This window comes from Pantoea sp. Ap-967 (assembly GCF_011752565.1).
Taxonomy (GTDB): Bacteria; Pseudomonadota; Gammaproteobacteria; order Pseudomonadales; family Pseudomonadaceae; genus Aquipseudomonas.
Genome location: NZ_VWXK01000015.1, coordinates 88,242 through 102,201, shown reverse-complemented (window position 1 = coordinate 102,201; position 13,960 = coordinate 88,242). Strand labels below are relative to the sequence as shown.

General features: G+C 63.4%; 18 protein-coding genes and 2 tRNA genes. 8 read left to right on the top strand and 12 right to left on the bottom strand.

Annotated elements, in window-relative coordinates:
• Positions 1–91: 91 nt before the first annotated feature.
• Both F3J45_RS17230 and F3J45_RS17225 read right to left on the bottom strand, forming a co-directional pair.
• On the bottom strand, positions 92–409 hold the full coding sequence (locus F3J45_RS17230) for an SCP2 sterol-binding domain-containing protein (protein ID WP_167065111.1): 318 nt from the start codon (positions 407–409) through the stop codon (positions 92–94).
• A 56-nt stretch (positions 410–465) separates the two neighbouring features.
• Positions 466–1,176, bottom strand: a complete 711-nt coding sequence (locus F3J45_RS17225; protein WP_167065108.1) for a histidine phosphatase family protein — start codon at positions 1,174–1,176, stop codon at positions 466–468.
• A 195-nt stretch (positions 1,177–1,371) separates the two neighbouring features.
• On the opposite strand from F3J45_RS17225, the gene sohB reads away from it, so the two are divergent.
• From sohB to F3J45_RS17210, 3 genes are all read left to right on the top strand, one after another.
• On the top strand, positions 1,372–2,391 hold the full coding sequence (sohB, locus tag F3J45_RS17220; protein ID WP_167065105.1) for a protease SohB: 1,020 nt from the start codon (positions 1,372–1,374) through the stop codon (positions 2,389–2,391).
• A 154-nt stretch (positions 2,392–2,545) separates the two neighbouring features.
• Positions 2,546–2,619, top strand: a tRNA-Cys gene (locus tag F3J45_RS17215).
• Positions 2,620–3,120: 501 nt separating this feature from the next.
• On the top strand, positions 3,121–3,315 hold the full coding sequence (locus F3J45_RS17210; RefSeq protein WP_167065102.1) for a hypothetical protein: 195 nt from the start codon (positions 3,121–3,123) through the stop codon (positions 3,313–3,315).
• A 1-nt stretch (position 3,316) separates the two neighbouring features.
• On the opposite strand, the gene F3J45_RS17205 is transcribed toward F3J45_RS17210, so the two are convergent.
• Both F3J45_RS17205 and F3J45_RS17200 read right to left on the bottom strand, forming a co-directional pair.
• The gene (locus tag F3J45_RS17205; protein ID WP_370526397.1) at positions 3,317–3,757 is read right to left on the bottom strand and encodes a DoxX family protein; all 441 of its coding nucleotides are present in this window, start codon (positions 3,755–3,757) and stop codon (positions 3,317–3,319) included.
• 112 nt (positions 3,758–3,869) lie between these two features.
• Positions 3,870–3,954, bottom strand: a tRNA-Leu gene (locus F3J45_RS17200).
• A gap of 253 nt (positions 3,955–4,207) precedes the next feature.
• On the opposite strand from F3J45_RS17200, the gene F3J45_RS17195 reads away from it, so the two are divergent.
• The 4 genes from F3J45_RS17195 to F3J45_RS17180 all read left to right on the top strand — a co-directional run bounded on the left by F3J45_RS17195 (position 4,208) and on the right by F3J45_RS17180 (position 7,551).
• Positions 4,208–4,495 (top strand): hypothetical protein, encoded by a 288-nt coding sequence (locus F3J45_RS17195; RefSeq protein WP_167065099.1) that lies wholly within the window; start codon positions 4,208–4,210, stop codon positions 4,493–4,495.
• A 79-nt stretch (positions 4,496–4,574) separates the two neighbouring features.
• A complete protein-coding gene (locus tag F3J45_RS17190) occupies positions 4,575–5,735 on the top strand; it encodes a nitrogen regulation protein NR(II) (protein ID WP_167065097.1) in 1,161 nt (386 codons plus the stop codon).
• Between the two features lie 5 nt (positions 5,736–5,740).
• Entirely contained in the window at positions 5,741–7,186 is a 1,446-nt protein-coding gene (locus F3J45_RS17185; RefSeq protein ID WP_167065094.1) for an ATPase domain-containing protein, read from the top strand.
• 11 nt (positions 7,187–7,197) lie between these two features.
• Entirely contained in the window at positions 7,198–7,551 is a 354-nt protein-coding gene (locus F3J45_RS17180; protein WP_167065091.1) for a response regulator, read from the top strand.
• Between the two features lie 65 nt (positions 7,552–7,616).
• On the opposite strand, the gene csrA is transcribed toward F3J45_RS17180, so the two are convergent.
• The 8 genes from csrA to F3J45_RS17140 form a co-directional block, all read right to left on the bottom strand.
• On the bottom strand, positions 7,617–7,814 hold the full coding sequence (gene csrA / locus F3J45_RS17175) for a carbon storage regulator CsrA (RefSeq protein WP_012315047.1): 198 nt from the start codon (positions 7,812–7,814) through the stop codon (positions 7,617–7,619).
• Positions 7,815–8,068: 254 nt separating this feature from the next.
• Complete coding sequence (locus F3J45_RS17170; protein WP_167065088.1) at positions 8,069–9,091, bottom strand: DNA topoisomerase IB; 1,023 nt, start codon at positions 9,089–9,091, stop codon at positions 8,069–8,071.
• Between the two features lie 57 nt (positions 9,092–9,148).
• Positions 9,149–10,240, bottom strand: coding sequence for a molybdenum ABC transporter ATP-binding protein (gene modC / locus F3J45_RS17165; RefSeq protein WP_167065085.1), 1,092 nt, complete (start codon positions 10,238–10,240; stop codon positions 9,149–9,151).
• A gap of 1 nt (position 10,241) precedes the next feature.
• Positions 10,242–10,922, bottom strand: a complete 681-nt coding sequence (gene modB, locus F3J45_RS17160) for a molybdate ABC transporter permease subunit (protein WP_167065082.1) — start codon at positions 10,920–10,922, stop codon at positions 10,242–10,244.
• Complete coding sequence (modA, locus tag F3J45_RS17155) at positions 10,922–11,680, bottom strand: molybdate ABC transporter substrate-binding protein (RefSeq protein ID WP_167065079.1); 759 nt, start codon at positions 11,678–11,680, stop codon at positions 10,922–10,924. The genes modB and modA overlap by 1 nt, the downstream gene beginning before the upstream one ends.
• A 165-nt stretch (positions 11,681–11,845) precedes the next feature.
• Positions 11,846–12,922: a nitronate monooxygenase family protein gene (locus F3J45_RS17150; RefSeq protein ID WP_167065076.1), complete on the bottom strand. Its 1,077-nt coding sequence runs from the start codon at positions 12,920–12,922 to the stop codon at positions 11,846–11,848.
• Positions 12,923–12,947: 25 nt separating this feature from the next.
• Positions 12,948–13,118, bottom strand: a complete 171-nt coding sequence (locus F3J45_RS17145) for a hypothetical protein (RefSeq protein WP_167065073.1) — start codon at positions 13,116–13,118, stop codon at positions 12,948–12,950.
• 8 nt (positions 13,119–13,126) lie between these two features.
• A complete protein-coding gene (locus tag F3J45_RS17140; protein WP_167065070.1) occupies positions 13,127–13,429 on the bottom strand; it encodes a DUF1883 domain-containing protein in 303 nt (100 codons plus the stop codon).
• A 160-nt stretch (positions 13,430–13,589) separates the two neighbouring features.
• Here F3J45_RS17140 and F3J45_RS17135 point away from each other — a divergent pair, with 160 nt between their 5' ends.
• Entirely contained in the window at positions 13,590–13,949 is a 360-nt protein-coding gene (locus F3J45_RS17135) for a hypothetical protein (RefSeq protein WP_167065067.1), read from the top strand.
• The last annotated feature ends 11 nt before the right edge of the window (positions 13,950–13,960 follow it).

Here is a 13,960-nt window from a genome sequence, read left to right as displayed (position 1 = left end):
GTTGCCGGTCGATCACTGCCCCGAATGCCGGGCAAAAAAAAACCGAAGCCACTCAGGCTTCGGTTTTTCGTGCTCGCGTGCTGCCCGCCACTCAGGAAGGGAACAGCTCGCTGAGTTTCATCGACAGCATCATGTCGCCTTCGACACGCAGCTTGCCGCCCATGAAGGCCTGCATGCCGTCGGTTTCACCGCTGACGATACCCTTGAGGGTTTCGCTGTCCATTACCAGGGTGCAGTTGGCATCCGGGTTTTCGCCTTCCTGCAGGTCGCAGGTGCCGTCCTTGACGATCAGCGCGTAGTGCTTGTTTTCGTCGGTGATGTTGAAGCCGAACACCAGGTCCAGGCCAGCGGCCGCGGACGGGTTGAACTTCTCTTGCATCTTTTTCACGGCATCAGCTACGGAGGTCATGGTGCATTCCTTATAGAGTGGTATTCATATCCCCGCAGGGACAAAACAGGCCGGGCTCAACGGTAGGTGATGAGCTCCGGCGCCCTCAACAGTTGCACGTGGGCTTGGCTGTTGAAGGAAGCCAGGGCCACGTCGCGGCCGCGGAACTTCAGCTGGCTGAGCGACGTGTTGATGATTTGCCAGTTCAGCGCAAAGGCCTGACTGGGGGTGATGCCGGTGACCAGGTGGAGCAGGGCGGCAATGGTGCCACCGGAGGTAAAGACGGCGATGTTGCCGCCACTGCCGGCGGCGTCCAGCAGCCGCTGCAAGCCGGCCTGTACCCGGGCGGTGAATGCCTGCCAGGTTTCCAGGCCATCGCCTGCGTGCTCGCCGGCATGCCAGCGCTGCACCATCAAGGCGAACAGGCGCTGGAACTCGCTACGGTTCTGTGCGCCGTTGCGCAGGATGTCGCGGGCCTGGGGCTCATCCTCAAGCAAGGCCGGCAACAGGGCGCGGATCACGCCGTCGGCATCGAACTCGTTGAAGGCTGCGTCAGTCTCAATGGGCGGAATCGCGCAGCCTTCGTGCTGCAGGGCTTGCAGGGCCAGCCGCGCGGTATCCTGCTGACGACGCAGGTCACCCGCCACGCAGCGGTCCAGTTGCAGGCCAAGCCGGGCCAGGTGTTCGCCCAGTGCCTGGCTCTGGCGCACGCCCACTGGCGACAGGACGTCGTAGTCGTCAGCGCCGAAAGAGGCTTGGCCATGGCGGATCAGGTAGAGGTTGCCCACGAAGGTATCCGGCTTTGGAGGTTGCTGCGAGGTTAGGATGCCCCACACAGGCTGTCAACGAAAAAACATACAAGCGTTTGAAAAGGTTGTTTGAACTGTGTTGCCAGCGTTTACCTCGGCTGGCGAGGGCACGGGCGCACCGGTATGCTTGGTTCAGTTTCGCGCCGAACGGGCGCAGGTTATTAAGGAGTCAACGTGGAGTTTCTTGCCGAATACGCAAGCTTTCTCGCTAAAACCGCCACCTTGGTGATTGCCATTCTGGTGGTGTTGTCGGCCATTGCCGGGCTGCGCGGCAAGGGCCGACGCAAGGCCGGTGGCCAATTGCAGGTCACGCGCTTGAATACGTTCTATAAAGAGCTGCGCGAGCGCCTGGAAAGCGGCCTGTTCGACAAGGCCGAGCTCAAGGCCCTGCGCAAGCAGCAGGCCAAGGAGCAAAAACAGCAGAAAAAGGCCAAGGCCGACGAAAAGAGCCGGGTGTTCGTGCTCGACTTCGATGGCGATATCAAGGCATCGGCCACCGAGAGCCTGCGCAACGAAATCACCGCGCTGCTCACCCTTGCCACGCCGCGTGATGAAGTGGTGCTGCGCCTGGAGAGCGGGGGTGGCCTGGTGCACAGCTATGGCCTGGCTGCTTCCCAGCTTGCGCGCATTCGCCAGGCCGGTATTCCGTTGACGGTGTGCATCGACAAGGTTGCCGCCAGCGGTGGTTACATGATGGCCTGTATCGGCGAGAAGATCGTCAGTGCGCCGTTCGCCGTACTCGGCTCGATTGGCGTGGTGGCCCAGTTGCCCAACGTCAACCGCCTGTTGAAAAAGCACGACATCGATTTCGAGGTGCTGACGGCCGGAGAATACAAGCGCACCCTGACCGTGTTCGGCGAGAACACCGAGAAGGGCCGGGAGAAATTCCAGGAAGACCTGGACATCACCCACCAGCTGTTCAAGGATTTTGTTTCCCGCTACCGCCCGCAGTTGCACATTGATGAAGTGGCCACCGGTGAAGTCTGGCTCGGCGTCGCTGCGCTGAACCGCAAGCTGGTGGATGCGCTGCAGACCAGCGACGAATACCTCAGCGACCGCGCCCGCACGGCCAACCTGTTCCACCTGCACTATGCCGAGCGCAAGAGTTTGCAGGAGCGCATCGGCATGGCGGCCAGCGGTACGCTGGAGAACACCGTGGTCGGTTTGTGGAGTAAACTCAGCCGCTGGCGCTAACACCTTGAGCCCGTTGAAATTTTTTTTCGTTCAGGGGGTTGCAAGGTGAAACGAATGCGGACATAATGGCGCCCATCGAAACGCAGCAAACTTTGAAAAAGGTTCAGCGTTTCAAGGAGATAGCAAAGCGCAAGCAGCTAGATCCGACCTTTGAGGCCGAGTAGCAAAGTGGTTATGCTCCGGATTGCAAATCCGTCTACGCCGGTTCGATTCCGACCTCGGCCTCCACCATTCGAAAGCCCCGCAACCCTTGAGGTTGCGGGGCTTTTTTAATGCCTGCGAATTGGCCGCCAATGGTCAGTCCGGGCCCTGAAAAAGAAAAACCCGCCAACCAGTGGCGGGTTCAAAAGAACGAGAGAAGCAGGGTTAGTGTGCCAAGGCCCTTGTCATCATTTCGTGAAAGGGCACATTGCGAACTGCGCTCCTATAGAGCGAATCGTAACTATCTGATTCAACTTATATTTTTGTAGGAGCGGGCTTGCCCCGCGAACACCGGCGAAGGCGGTGCCACGCACTGCGTCGCCTGCTTCGCGGGGCAAGCCCGCTCCTACAGGGGGAATGCGGCGCTTGTAAGCCAGGCAAAAAAAGCCCGCCATGAAGGCGGGCAACAAGCGTTTTGAAGGGAGAGCTTTCAGCCTGGGCCCGCCCGGTTAACCCAACATTAACGCCACCCATTGACCCCGCCCGCCGATCCGCCTATACAGGCGTGCCACGATTCCAGGAGCCACCATGCGCGACGAAGACGACCTGCACGAGCCCGAGCATGATCACCTGCTCGACCACGAATTCCTCGATGACGACTTCGAGCCAGAGGCCGACGCCCAGGGTGCCGAAGACGACGTCGAAGAGGACGAGGCGCTGTTCGATGACCTGGACGACGACGAGCCTGGTCACCCCGCCTGGCACGACGACCCGGACGACTGACTCAGCGCCCGTCGATCGAGTAGCGGCCCGGGCCGCTGACCGCCAGCACCAGCAGGCCGCCGAGGATGCTCATGTTCTTCAGGAACTGCGTCATGTTGGCGGCACGCTCAGGTTCGACCATGTTCCAGAAAGGGTGGCCAAGCAGGGCCGTGCCGAGCACGAACAAGGCGAACAGCAGCGCCAGCGGGCGGGTATAGAAGCCCAGGATCAAGGCAATGGCGACGAAAAACTCCATGACCACCGCCACCGCCGCCGCCAGCATCGGTGCCGGAGCGCCCAGCGAGGTCATGTAGCCCACCGTGCCCTCGAACCCGGTCAGCTTGGCCCAGCCGGAAATCAGGAAAAGGATCATCAGCAGCACGCGAGCAATCAGCAGAATGAAGTCGCGTTGACCATCGAGCAGGGAATAGCGCATGGCGGCGTTCCAGATGAGCGGTGACATGCTCAACTCTAGCAGTTGCGTTGGGGCTTGCAGGGAGCAGCTTGAAAGCGCCGCCCGCCAGGGGCGATGGGCTTTTGCAGGAGGGAGTCGTCAGGTGCCCACGGGGTGGACATGGTGCCCCGACCCGGACTCGAACCGGGACGTCTCGCGACGGCGCATTTTAAGTGCGATGTGTCTACCAATTTCACCATCGGGGCACGACGGCAAGTCGCGCATTAGACACCAAAAGCTTGCACAATTCAACGGTTTAGACGCTGTTCAGCGCTGCCGGGAAACCCCATGCTAGGCGCAGGCACCCGGCCATGGCGGGCTGTTTATAATCCATTGGTATAGCCCTGCGAGCTGTGGCGCCTATCCTCTACTCACTGAAGAGCAACCCCCAGTAATTGACACGCTGCTGTCATTACGCCACTGTTGCTCTTCTTGAATGGATCCAATGAGTGTGATGCCATGCCCCAGGCCGCTCCCCCTGCCGAAACCGGGCGCGTCGTTCGCCCGCGGCTGCGCTGGCGTCTGCTGTTGACCCTGGTACTGCTGCTGGGTGGGTTTCTGTATCTGACGCTGATGGCCCTGGGTGGCTACCTGCTGATGCTCGGCCTCGATGCCGCGAGCCCGCAGCCCCAGCGTTTGGTAGCGCTGGGGGCAGGGGCGGGGGTGATGCTGGTGTGCCTGTGGCTGCTCAAGGTGGCCATGCCCCGGCGCTTGAGCCCCGCGCTGGTAGAGCCTGGAAACACATGATCCGGCGTTGTGCACACCCCTTCATGCGTGGGCTCGGCTAAGCTCAACTCGTCCCTTCCGCTGTGCCTGTGGAGCTTGCATGGTTTCAGCCGACCGCACCGAACACCCAGACATGCCCGCCAGCCGCTACGAGCAACTGGTGCAATCGGTGGTGGATTACGCCATCTACATGCTCGACCCCAGCGGCCGAGTGGTGTCGTGGAACCCAGGCGCCGAACGGATCAAGGGCTACCGCGCCGAGGAGATCATCGGCCAGCACTTTTCCATGTTCTTCACCCCGCAGGATTGCGCCGACGGGCGCCCCGAGCGCCTGGTTCGCCAGGCCCTGGAGCAGGGTGTGGCGCAGGACGAAGGTTGGCGCGTGCGCAAGGATGGCACGCAGTTCTGGGCACTGGCCGCGCTGGATGTGATTCGCGATGAACAAGGCCAGATCATCGGCCTGGCCAAGGTTACCCGTGACATTACCAACCGGCGCGAATCGGCGCTGCAGCTCGATGCCGTTCGTGCCCAGCTGTTCCAGGCGCAGAAGCTCGAAGCCCTGGGGCAGCTCACCGGTGGCCTGGCGCACGACTTCAACAACATGCTCACCATCATCATCAGCTCGGCGCGCCTGGCCTTGGCCAGCCCAGACCCTGCTCGCGTGCGACGCATGATCGAGCATATTCTCGATGCCAGCCAGCGTGGTACCGAGCTGACCCAGCAGTTGCTCAGTTTCGCTCGCCACCGGCAGTTCGATGTTTCCCTGGTTGCACCCGCCGAGCTGGTTGCAGCCACGCGCAGCTTGCTCGAACACGCCCTGCCGCGTGATATCGCCTTGCTTGACGAGGTCCAGCCCGACCTGCCGCCAATCGAGGTGGATGCCGGGCAGTTGCAGATGGGCCTGCTGAACCTGTTGTTCAACGCCCGCGATGCCATTGGTGAACGCGGCACCATCCGTTTGGCGGCCGAGGCCGTGGAGCTGGCAGGCGAGGTGGACGGGCTCTGTGGCGCCTATGTGTGCTTCGAAGTGCGCGACAGCGGTGAAGGCATCGACCCGCAAGTGCTGCCGCGTATCTTCGAGCCGTTCTTCACCACCAAGGCCTTTGGCAAGGGCACAGGGCTTGGGCTGAGCCAGGTGTATGGTTTCGCCAAGCAAAGCAATGGCTCGATCAGCGTCGACAGCGCGCCCGGCCAGGGCACCTGCATGCGCCTGTACCTGCCGACCCACCAGCCTGGCGCGCGAGCGCAACTCGACAGGTAGCCATCATGGTGCAAACACTCAAGCGGCTGGTCACGGGAATTGACGGGCTCGATGCGCTGCTCAAGGGCGGGCTGGTGGCGGGTGCTTCCTACATCGTTCAGGGGCCGCCGGGCGCCGGCAAGACCATCCTGGCCAACCAGCTGGCCTGCGGCCATGTGCGCCGCGGCGGCAGGGTGCTGGTGGCGACCTTGCTCAGCGAGTCCCATGAGCGGTTGTTCCAGTACCTGGCCACCCTCGAATTCTTCGACCCGGCCCTGGTGGGTGACCCGATCCAGTTCGTCAGCGCGTTCGACACCCTGGAGCAGGAAGGCCTGGAGGCCGTGGTGCGCTTGCTCCGCCAGGAAATCGCCCGGCAGCAGGCCAGCCTGCTGATTGTCGACGGCGTGCTCAACGCCCGGGTGCGGGCGGAAACGGCGCTGGACACCAAGAAATTCGTCTCCGAACTGCAAGGCCACGCGGCCTTTGCCGGTTGTACCGTGTTGCTGCTGACCAGCGCCCGGCTGGACGAAGGCAGCCCCGAACACACCATGGTCGATGGCGTGATCGAACTGGGCGAGCAATTAATCGGTAGCCGCGCCGTGCGCCATGTGCAGCTGCGCAAGACCCGAGGCAGCGGTGCGTTGTCCGGCCGCCACGAGTGCCTGATCGACGAGGCCGGGATGCACGTGTTTCCGCGCCTTGAGGCGCTGTACAGTCACCCCAGCCAGCTCGGTGGCGAGTCGTTGAACCGGGTCACCACTGGTGTTGAAACCCTGGATGAAATGCTCGACGGCGGCTTGGCCCAAGGCTCGGTCACGCTGCTGATGGGGCCCTCCGGCATTGGCAAGACCTCCCTGGGCCTGGCCTTTCTCGGCGCCGCCAGTGCCCAGGCGCCGGCCCTGCATTTCGGTTTCTATGAAACCCCAGGCAGGCTGCGCATGAAGGCCGCCTCACTGGGTTACGATTTTGCAGCCCTGGAGCGCGAAGGCAGCCTGCAGCTGGCATGGCAACCCACCACCGAAGGGTTGCTCGACCAGGTTGGTGCGCGCTTGCTGGCCCAGGTCGAACAGCACGGCAGCAAGCGCGTACTCATCGACAGCCTCGGCGCTTTCAGCCGCCTGGCAGCGGACCCGGCGCGGCTCAATGCGTTCTTCCGCGCCTTGACCGGCGAATTGCGTGCGCGCGACGTCAGCGTGATGCTCACCTGGGAGATGCGGGACATTTTCGGCTCGGAAATCAGCGCGCCGGCCCCGGACCTGTCGAGCATCGTCGACAACCTCATGCTGATGCGCTTTGTAGAGCTCGATTCGCAATTGCGGCGCATGCTGTCGATTCTCAAGGTGCGCGACAGCCACCACGACCCGGCCCTTCATGAATTGCACATCGGGCCGCAAGGCATCAGCCTGCGCAAGGCATTCGAGGGCGCCTGCGGCGTGCTTTCCGGAACACCGGTGCCGCAAGGGGGTGGGTGACGGGGCGAACGATGAACACCATCCTGATCGTCGATGACGAATACCTGATTGCCGACATCCTCGGTTTTGCCTTGGAGGATGAAGGTTTTCTGGTAGAAAAAGCCAGCAACGGGCGCAGGGCGCTGGAAGCGCTCAGGGAAAAGCGCGTGGAGTTGGTGATCACTGACTACATGATGCCCATGCTCAATGGCGAAGAGTTGGTGATGGCGATTCGTGAGGAATTGCAACTGCACGACCTGCCGGTAATCCTCATGAGCGGCGCACAGGCCAGCCAAGGACGCCCGGAGCTATTCGCCGCGGTGTTCGACAAACCATTCGACATGGACAGCATGATCGCCAAGGTGCGCGAGTTGGTCGGCACCTGAGCTTTAGCTTGCGGCGTGCGCCGGCCAGTGGATCAAGCGCGTCCGTGCGGCTTGAAGCAGGAAGCTCAGTGTTGATCGTCGTGCTTTTCCGGCGCCGGGCTGCCGGCCTGGATGCGCTTGAAGATCTCTTCACGGTGCACCTGAACATCCTTTGGTGCATCGATGCCAATCCTCACCTGCATCCCTTTTACGCCCAGAATGGTGACTTTGATGTCATCGTTGATGACGATGCTTTCGCCAACCTTACGGGTGAGTATCAGCATGTAGTTCTCCTTGGTGATATAGAAATCCGCCTGGCCAAGTGCCGCAGCGGTGGGAGCTTGTCCCTCTTCCTTCTCATTAAAGACGCTTTCACGGGTTAGTAATTCCCTTGAAGGTAAATTCTGTTGCGCCTCTTTAAGTGGCAGGTGCCGAGGTAAAGCGCCAACCGGGTGTTGGCGGTGGTGCTCGATGGCAAGAATAGGGGGGTTCGGCCTTTATGGGAAATTTCTCTGCATGATGGGGTAAATAGCGCGGCTCAATGATCGTCCTTTTCCTCCAGGGCCTGGAGAAACAACAGCAGTGTCACTTCCTCCTGGTCCAGGCCTTTGCGTACCCGGCGCCCTGGCAGTCCGGCCAGGCGCCCGAGGGCGTAGTGCTCCAGTACTGCTGGGTGGATGTAGCAGCGCCGGCACACCGCCGGGGTGTTGCCCAGGCGCGTGGCAACCTGCTTGACGATGGCGGCGACCTGGCGCTTGGCTTCGCTTTCCGGTTCCCATTGCAACGGCCTGAGCAGGCTCAACGCCAGGCTGCTGCCGGCCCAGGTGCGGTAGTCCTTGGCGGTGAAGTCGGCACCGGTGAGCTGCTGCAGGAACTGGTTCACCTCGCTGGAGCCAATGCTGTGGCGCTGGCCGTCTGCATCCAGGTACTGGAACAGCGTCTGCCTGGGCAGCTCCATGCAGCGCTTGAGCAGGTTGGCCAGGCGTCGGTCGCGCAAGGTGACATTGTGTTCGACGCCGCGTTTGCCACGGAACTGGAAGCGGATGGTGCTGCCTTGGACCGTGACGTGGCGGTTGCGCAAGGTGGTCAGGCCATAGGACTTGTTATCGCGCAGGTAACGTTGGTTGCCAACCCGGATCAGGGTGTGGTCGAGCAGGCTGACCACCAGCGCCATCACCTTCTCCCGGTCAAGCCCCGGGCGGGCCAAGTGCGTTTGCAGCTGCGCACGCAATTTCGGCAAGGCCTGGGCGAAGGCCAGCATGCGCCCGTACTTGTGCTGGTCGCGCAATTCGCGCCATTGCACGTGGTAGCGGTACTGCTTGCGCCCGCGTGCGTCACGCCCAGTGGCTTGCAAATGGCCCTGGGGGTCTGCGCAGATCCACACATCGGTGTAGGCCGGCGGGATCACCAGGGCGGCGATGCGCGCCAGCGTGTCGCGGTCGCGTACCCGCTGGCCTTGGGCATCGAGGTAGATGAAGCGGTCGCGCCAGCGCCGGCGACTCAGGCCTGGCTGGTTGTCGTCCACATAATGCAGGCTGGGGGGCAGCGGGCAGTCGAGCATCGGCGGCGGGCCTCGATCAGGTGACTGATCAGTGGACCGCAGCCACGGTGATCTTGCTCAGCCGAGCAGCGCCACCGACTTGATCTGGGCGATCAGGGGCTGGCCCGGCTGCAGCGCGAGCTGGTCGGCCGAATAGCGCGTGATGCGCGCCAGCAGCGCATTGCCGCCGGCCTCCAGGCTTACCAGCACATGGGCCGGGTTGTCGGCCGGGCGTACTTCGCGCACCCGCACTGGCAGGCGGTTGAGGATGCTCGATGCGCAGCCGGCGTCGAGCGCCAGGCTGACATCGCGGGCCTGCACCTTGACCCGCAAGGTGCTGCCCATGCTGTGCGCCGGGTGGGCGATGCGCAGCTGCAGCCCGTCGCTGCCGGGCAGGCGCAGGTCGAGCAGGTCGTACTGCGGGTCGTGGCCAACCACCAGGCCTTCGAACACCACGCCGGCATCCTCGCCCTGGGCCAGCGACAGGTCCAGGCGGGCCAGGGTTTCGCCGATCGGCCCGCTGGCCATGGCCCGGCCTTGCTCCAGCAGCACCAGGTGGTCGGCCAGCCGCGCCACCTCGTCCTGGGCATGGCTGACATACACCAGCGGAATGTCCAGTTCGTCGTGCAGGCGTTCCAGGTAGGGCAAGATTTCGCGCTTGCGCGGCCCATCCAGGGCCGCCAGTGGCTCGTCCATCAACAGCAGCCGTGGGCTGCTGAGCAATGCCCGAGCGATGCCCACGCGCTGCGCCTCGCCACCGGACAAGGTCGATGGCTTGCGTGCCAGCAGGTGGCTGATGCCCAGTAGCTCACTGGCCTGGTCGAGGCTGACCTTGCGCTCGGTTGGCGCAATCCGCCGCCAACCGAACTCCAGGTTGCCGCGCACCGACAGGTGCGGGAACAGGCTGGCCTCCTGGAACACATAACCCACTGGGCGCAGCTGGGGTGCCTGGAAGTAGCCGCGGGTGCTGTCTTCCCACACCTCGCCGTTGACCTCGACGTAGGCACTGGCTGCGCGCTCCAGGCCGGCCAGGCAGCGCAGGCACGAGGTCTTGCCGGAACCGGAATGGCCGAACAGCGCGCTGATGCCGCGCCCGGGCAGTTGCAGGTCGACGTCCAGGGTGAAGTCGTCACGCGCCAGTTTCAGGCGCGCCACAATGGATCCGCTCATTTCAGCTCCAGCCAGCCTTGCTACGGCGCCCGGCATACAGCAGGAGCAGCACCAGGAACGAGAACACCAGCATGGCACCGGCCAGCCAGTGGGCTTGTGAATAGGCCATGGCCTCGACGTGATCGAAGATCTGCACCGAAACCACGCGGGTCTTGTCGGGAATGTTGCCACCAATCATCAGCACCACGCCGAACTCGCCCACGGTGTGGGCAAAGCCCAGGATGCTGGCGGTGACGAAGCCGGGCCGGGCCAGCGGCAGCACCACATGGACGAAGGTGTCCCAGGGGCTGGCGCGCAGGGTGGCGGCGACTTCCAGCGGGCGCTGGCCAATGGCGGCAAAGGCGTTCTGCAGTGGCTGTACCACGAAGGGCATCGAATACACGGTAGAGCCGATGACCAGGCCGGTGAAGCTGAACACCACGGTGCCCAGGCCCAGGGCCTGGGTTGCCTGGCCGAGCCAGCCGTGCGGGCCAAGGGCGATCAGCAGGTAAAAGCCGATCACCGTTGGCGGCAGCACCAGCGGCAGGGCCACCACCGCGCCCACCGGCCCGCGCAGCCACGAGCGCGTGCGCGCCAGCCACCAGGCGATGGGCGTACCGACCAGCAGCAGGATCAAGGTGGTCAGGCTGGCCAACTTCAGGGTCAGCCAGATCGCACCCAGGTCACTGGCGTCCAGTGGCATCAGATTTCATAACCGTAGGACTTGATCACCGCAGCGGCTTTCGGGCCCTTGAGGTAGTCGACCAGGGCCTTGGCCGCTGGGTTGTCCTTGCCCTTGTTGAGGATCACGGCGTCCTGGCGGATCGGGTCGTGCAGGTTGGACGGTACGATCCAGGCCGAGCCGTTTTCGACCTTGCCGTCCTTGTAGATCTGCGACAGGGCAACGAAGCCCAGCTCGGCATTGCCGGTGGAGACGAACTGGAAGGCCTGGGTGATGTTCTGGCCTTCGACGATCTTGCCCTTGGTGGCCTCGGTCAGCTTGAGTTTGTCCAGTACCTGGGTGGCGGCCAGGCCGTAAGGCGCGGCTTTCGGGTTGGCGATGGACAGGTGCTGGAACTGGTTCTTCTTCAGCACTTCACCCTTGTTGTCCACATAGCCGGGCTTGGCCGACCACAGCGCCAGGGTGCCGATGGCGTAGGTGAAACGCGAACCTGGGACAATTTCCTTTTCCTGCTCAAGCTTGGCCGGGGTGCTGTCATCGGCGGCGAGGAACACTTCGAACGGGGCGCCGTTCTTGATCTGTGCGTAGAACTGCCCGGTGGCGCCATAGGCGGCGACCAGTTTGTGGCCGGTGTCTTTCTCGAAGTCCTTGGCGATCGCCTGGATCGGCGCGGTGAAGTTCGCGGCGACGGCAACCTGAACCTCGTCAGCCCAGGCGCTGTTGAGGGAGATCAGGCTGGCCAGGGCGGTGGCGGCCAGGTGGGACAGGCGAATACGCATGAAGACAGCTCCTTGGGGTGGTTATCGTTATGGTGGTGACTATATAGCGATAGGCCATTTGTCGGGAAGGGGGCTGAAGAGAAGGGGATGAAGGCCGAGGATGATGTTGACGCCGTTGGCCTCTTCGCGGGCAAGCCCGCGAAGGGGGCGGCAGCGGTTCGATGGCTAGCGCGCTATCTGCGCCAAGGCTTTCTCGGCAATCTCCCGCGTCAACGCCTCGGCGCCCATAGGCCTGCCCAGGCGCAAGGCCTGGCCTGCCCACAGGTTGCTGAAATCGCTGTTGCCCTGGGGCTCGGTGATCGCCCGCAAGGGCATCAGCGCGCCCCCTGCCAGCGGAAAGCGCGGGGCCAGTGCGCTCATCGGCCCCAGCTCACGCATGATGCGGTTGTTGATGCCCCGCGCCGGGCGCCCGGTGAACAGGTTGGTCAGCGCCGTGTCGCTGGCCGCTGCGGTGTCCAGGGCATGGCGGTGGGCTGGCGACACCTTGGCCTCGGGGCAGAACAGGTAGGCGGTGCCGATCTGCACGGCGCTGGCACCCAGTGCCAGTGCCGCTACCAGGCCGCGGTGGTCGGCGATGCCGCCGGCGGCGATCACCGGCAGTTGCACGGCGTCGGCAATCTGCGGCACCAGGGCCAGGGTGCCGATCTGGCTGGTGATGTCGTTGCTCAGGAACATGCCCCGATGGCCACCGGCCTCATAGCCCATGGCGATGATTGCATCGCAGCCGTGGGCCTGCAGCCACAGCGCTTCCTGCACCGTGGTGGCACTGGACAGCACCTTGGCCCCGGTGGCCTTGACCCGCGCCAGCAAACCCGCCTCGGGCAGGCCGAAGTGAAAACTCACTACCTCCGGGCGCAACTGCTCCACCCACTGGCAGCTCTGTTCGTCGAAGGGCGCACGGTTGGACACGGGCGAGGGCGCCTCGTGGTCGGCGCCGACTTCCGTGTAGTACGGCTTGAGCGCCTGCTTCCAGCGGGCATCGCGCTCTGGGTCGGGCGCAGGTGGCTGGTGGCAGAAGAAATTGAGGTTCAGCGGGCGCCCCGGGCAGGCGGCACGGAACGCTTCGGCCTCGGCACGTACCTGCTCGCCGGTGAGCATGGCGCAGGGCAGGGCGCCGAGCCCGCCGGCCTTGGCCACGGCAATGGCCAGGGGTGAACCGCTGGCACCGGCCATCGGCGCTTGCAGCATGGGCAACTCGATGCCCAGCAGATCGAGGATACGACGGTCGGGCCAGTTGCTCATGCGCTACTCCTTGAATGCGGTGGCCTTACAGTGCCTTGCTCACCTGGATGTCGCTGATCTTCTCGGCGTCATCGCCGTGGATCTTGCGCAGGGCTTCCAGCGCCTGCTCGTGGGAGGCATCGGCCATCACGGCGAAGTCCCAGCGGCGCTGGCCGTCGAGCTTGTACTTGATGACGTACTTGATGTTCTGGGTCATGGCGGGCCTTATCCGAGTTTCGACGACGAGCGACGGATGATCTTGATCTTGTGGGTGAGGGTTGGCTTGCGGGTCACCGAGATCGGGCGCGTGGTTACGGTATCGATGGTGATGTTCCAGAACCCGGTGCTGGGTACGGTGATTCTGGCCGGGAAGCGTTCGAAGTGGCCACCGTGGTAGGTGTGCCGGCCGCCGTTCTTGAAGCTGCGGAAGTTGGCGTCGTTCATCAGGCGGATGTTGCAGCGCTGGGAGCATTCGATGACGACGATGTCGTCCTCGTTCAGGTGCTCGCGCTGGTGTACGAATTTCATGGGGTGCTCCGCAAAGTCTGGTTCTGCAAAGGCGAACGATACCACGATGTGAGCCTGCCCTGCCGCGCTTGGCCGCCGCGCCGTAGATAAATCTGCCAAAGCACGGAGCAAATGCGCCTTGCCGTTGTCGTACACATTCTTGATAGCAGAGGTGCTGCAAATGAAGTGGATGGTGGCGGCGTTGTGCCTGGCGCTTGGCGGTTGTGCCAGCGTCTCGGAACTGGAGCAATCGCGGGAAACCCTGGAAGTGATCTCTGGCAAGACGCCGCGTGAATTCGCCGATTGTGTGAAGCAGCGCCTGGCCGAGTCCCGTGGCCCACTGGAAGAGGAAAAACACGGCGAGGGCCTGCGCCTGATCGTGCCGCAGAAGCTCACCCCCGGCACGGGGCCGGCAGCGTTGGTGGACATCGGCAAGCGCGGCAGTGGCAGCAGCATCAAGCTGCACGAACGGCTCAACAATTTCCCACTGCGCCCTGGGGATGTGCGCACGCAAGTGACCGAATGCATCTCCGGTAGTTGATCTGGCGCAAG

Coding starts and splice junctions, on each gene's coding strand:
- F3J45_RS17190 (WP_167065097.1), top strand. CDS start 4,575: ATGGTTTCAGCCGACCGCACCGAACACCCAGACATGCCCGCCAGCCGC.
- F3J45_RS17150 (WP_167065076.1), bottom strand. CDS start 12,922: ATGAGCAACTGGCCCGACCGTCGTATCCTCGATCTGCTGGGCATCGAG.
- F3J45_RS17135 (WP_167065067.1), top strand. CDS start 13,590: ATGAAGTGGATGGTGGCGGCGTTGTGCCTGGCGCTTGGCGGTTGTGCC.
- F3J45_RS17195 (WP_167065099.1), top strand. CDS start 4,208: ATGCCCCAGGCCGCTCCCCCTGCCGAAACCGGGCGCGTCGTTCGCCCG.
- F3J45_RS17205 (WP_370526397.1), bottom strand. CDS start 3,757: ATGTCACCGCTCATCTGGAACGCCGCCATGCGCTATTCCCTGCTCGAT.
- F3J45_RS17230 (WP_167065111.1), bottom strand. CDS start 409: ATGACCTCCGTAGCTGATGCCGTGAAAAAGATGCAAGAGAAGTTCAAC.
- modC (WP_167065085.1), bottom strand. CDS start 10,240: ATGAGCGGATCCATTGTGGCGCGCCTGAAACTGGCGCGTGACGACTTC.
- F3J45_RS17170 (WP_167065088.1), bottom strand. CDS start 9,091: ATGCTCGACTGCCCGCTGCCCCCCAGCCTGCATTATGTGGACGACAAC.
- modB (WP_167065082.1), bottom strand. CDS start 10,922: ATGCCACTGGACGCCAGTGACCTGGGTGCGATCTGGCTGACCCTGAAG.
- F3J45_RS17145 (WP_167065073.1), bottom strand. CDS start 13,118: ATGACCCAGAACATCAAGTACGTCATCAAGTACAAGCTCGACGGCCAG.
- csrA (WP_012315047.1), bottom strand. CDS start 7,814: ATGCTGATACTCACCCGTAAGGTTGGCGAAAGCATCGTCATCAACGAT.
- F3J45_RS17140 (WP_167065070.1), bottom strand. CDS start 13,429: ATGAAATTCGTACACCAGCGCGAGCACCTGAACGAGGACGACATCGTC.
- F3J45_RS17180 (WP_167065091.1), top strand. CDS start 7,198: ATGAACACCATCCTGATCGTCGATGACGAATACCTGATTGCCGACATC.
- F3J45_RS17185 (WP_167065094.1), top strand. CDS start 5,741: ATGGTGCAAACACTCAAGCGGCTGGTCACGGGAATTGACGGGCTCGAT.
- modA (WP_167065079.1), bottom strand. CDS start 11,680: ATGCGTATTCGCCTGTCCCACCTGGCCGCCACCGCCCTGGCCAGCCTG.
- F3J45_RS17210 (WP_167065102.1), top strand. CDS start 3,121: ATGCGCGACGAAGACGACCTGCACGAGCCCGAGCATGATCACCTGCTC.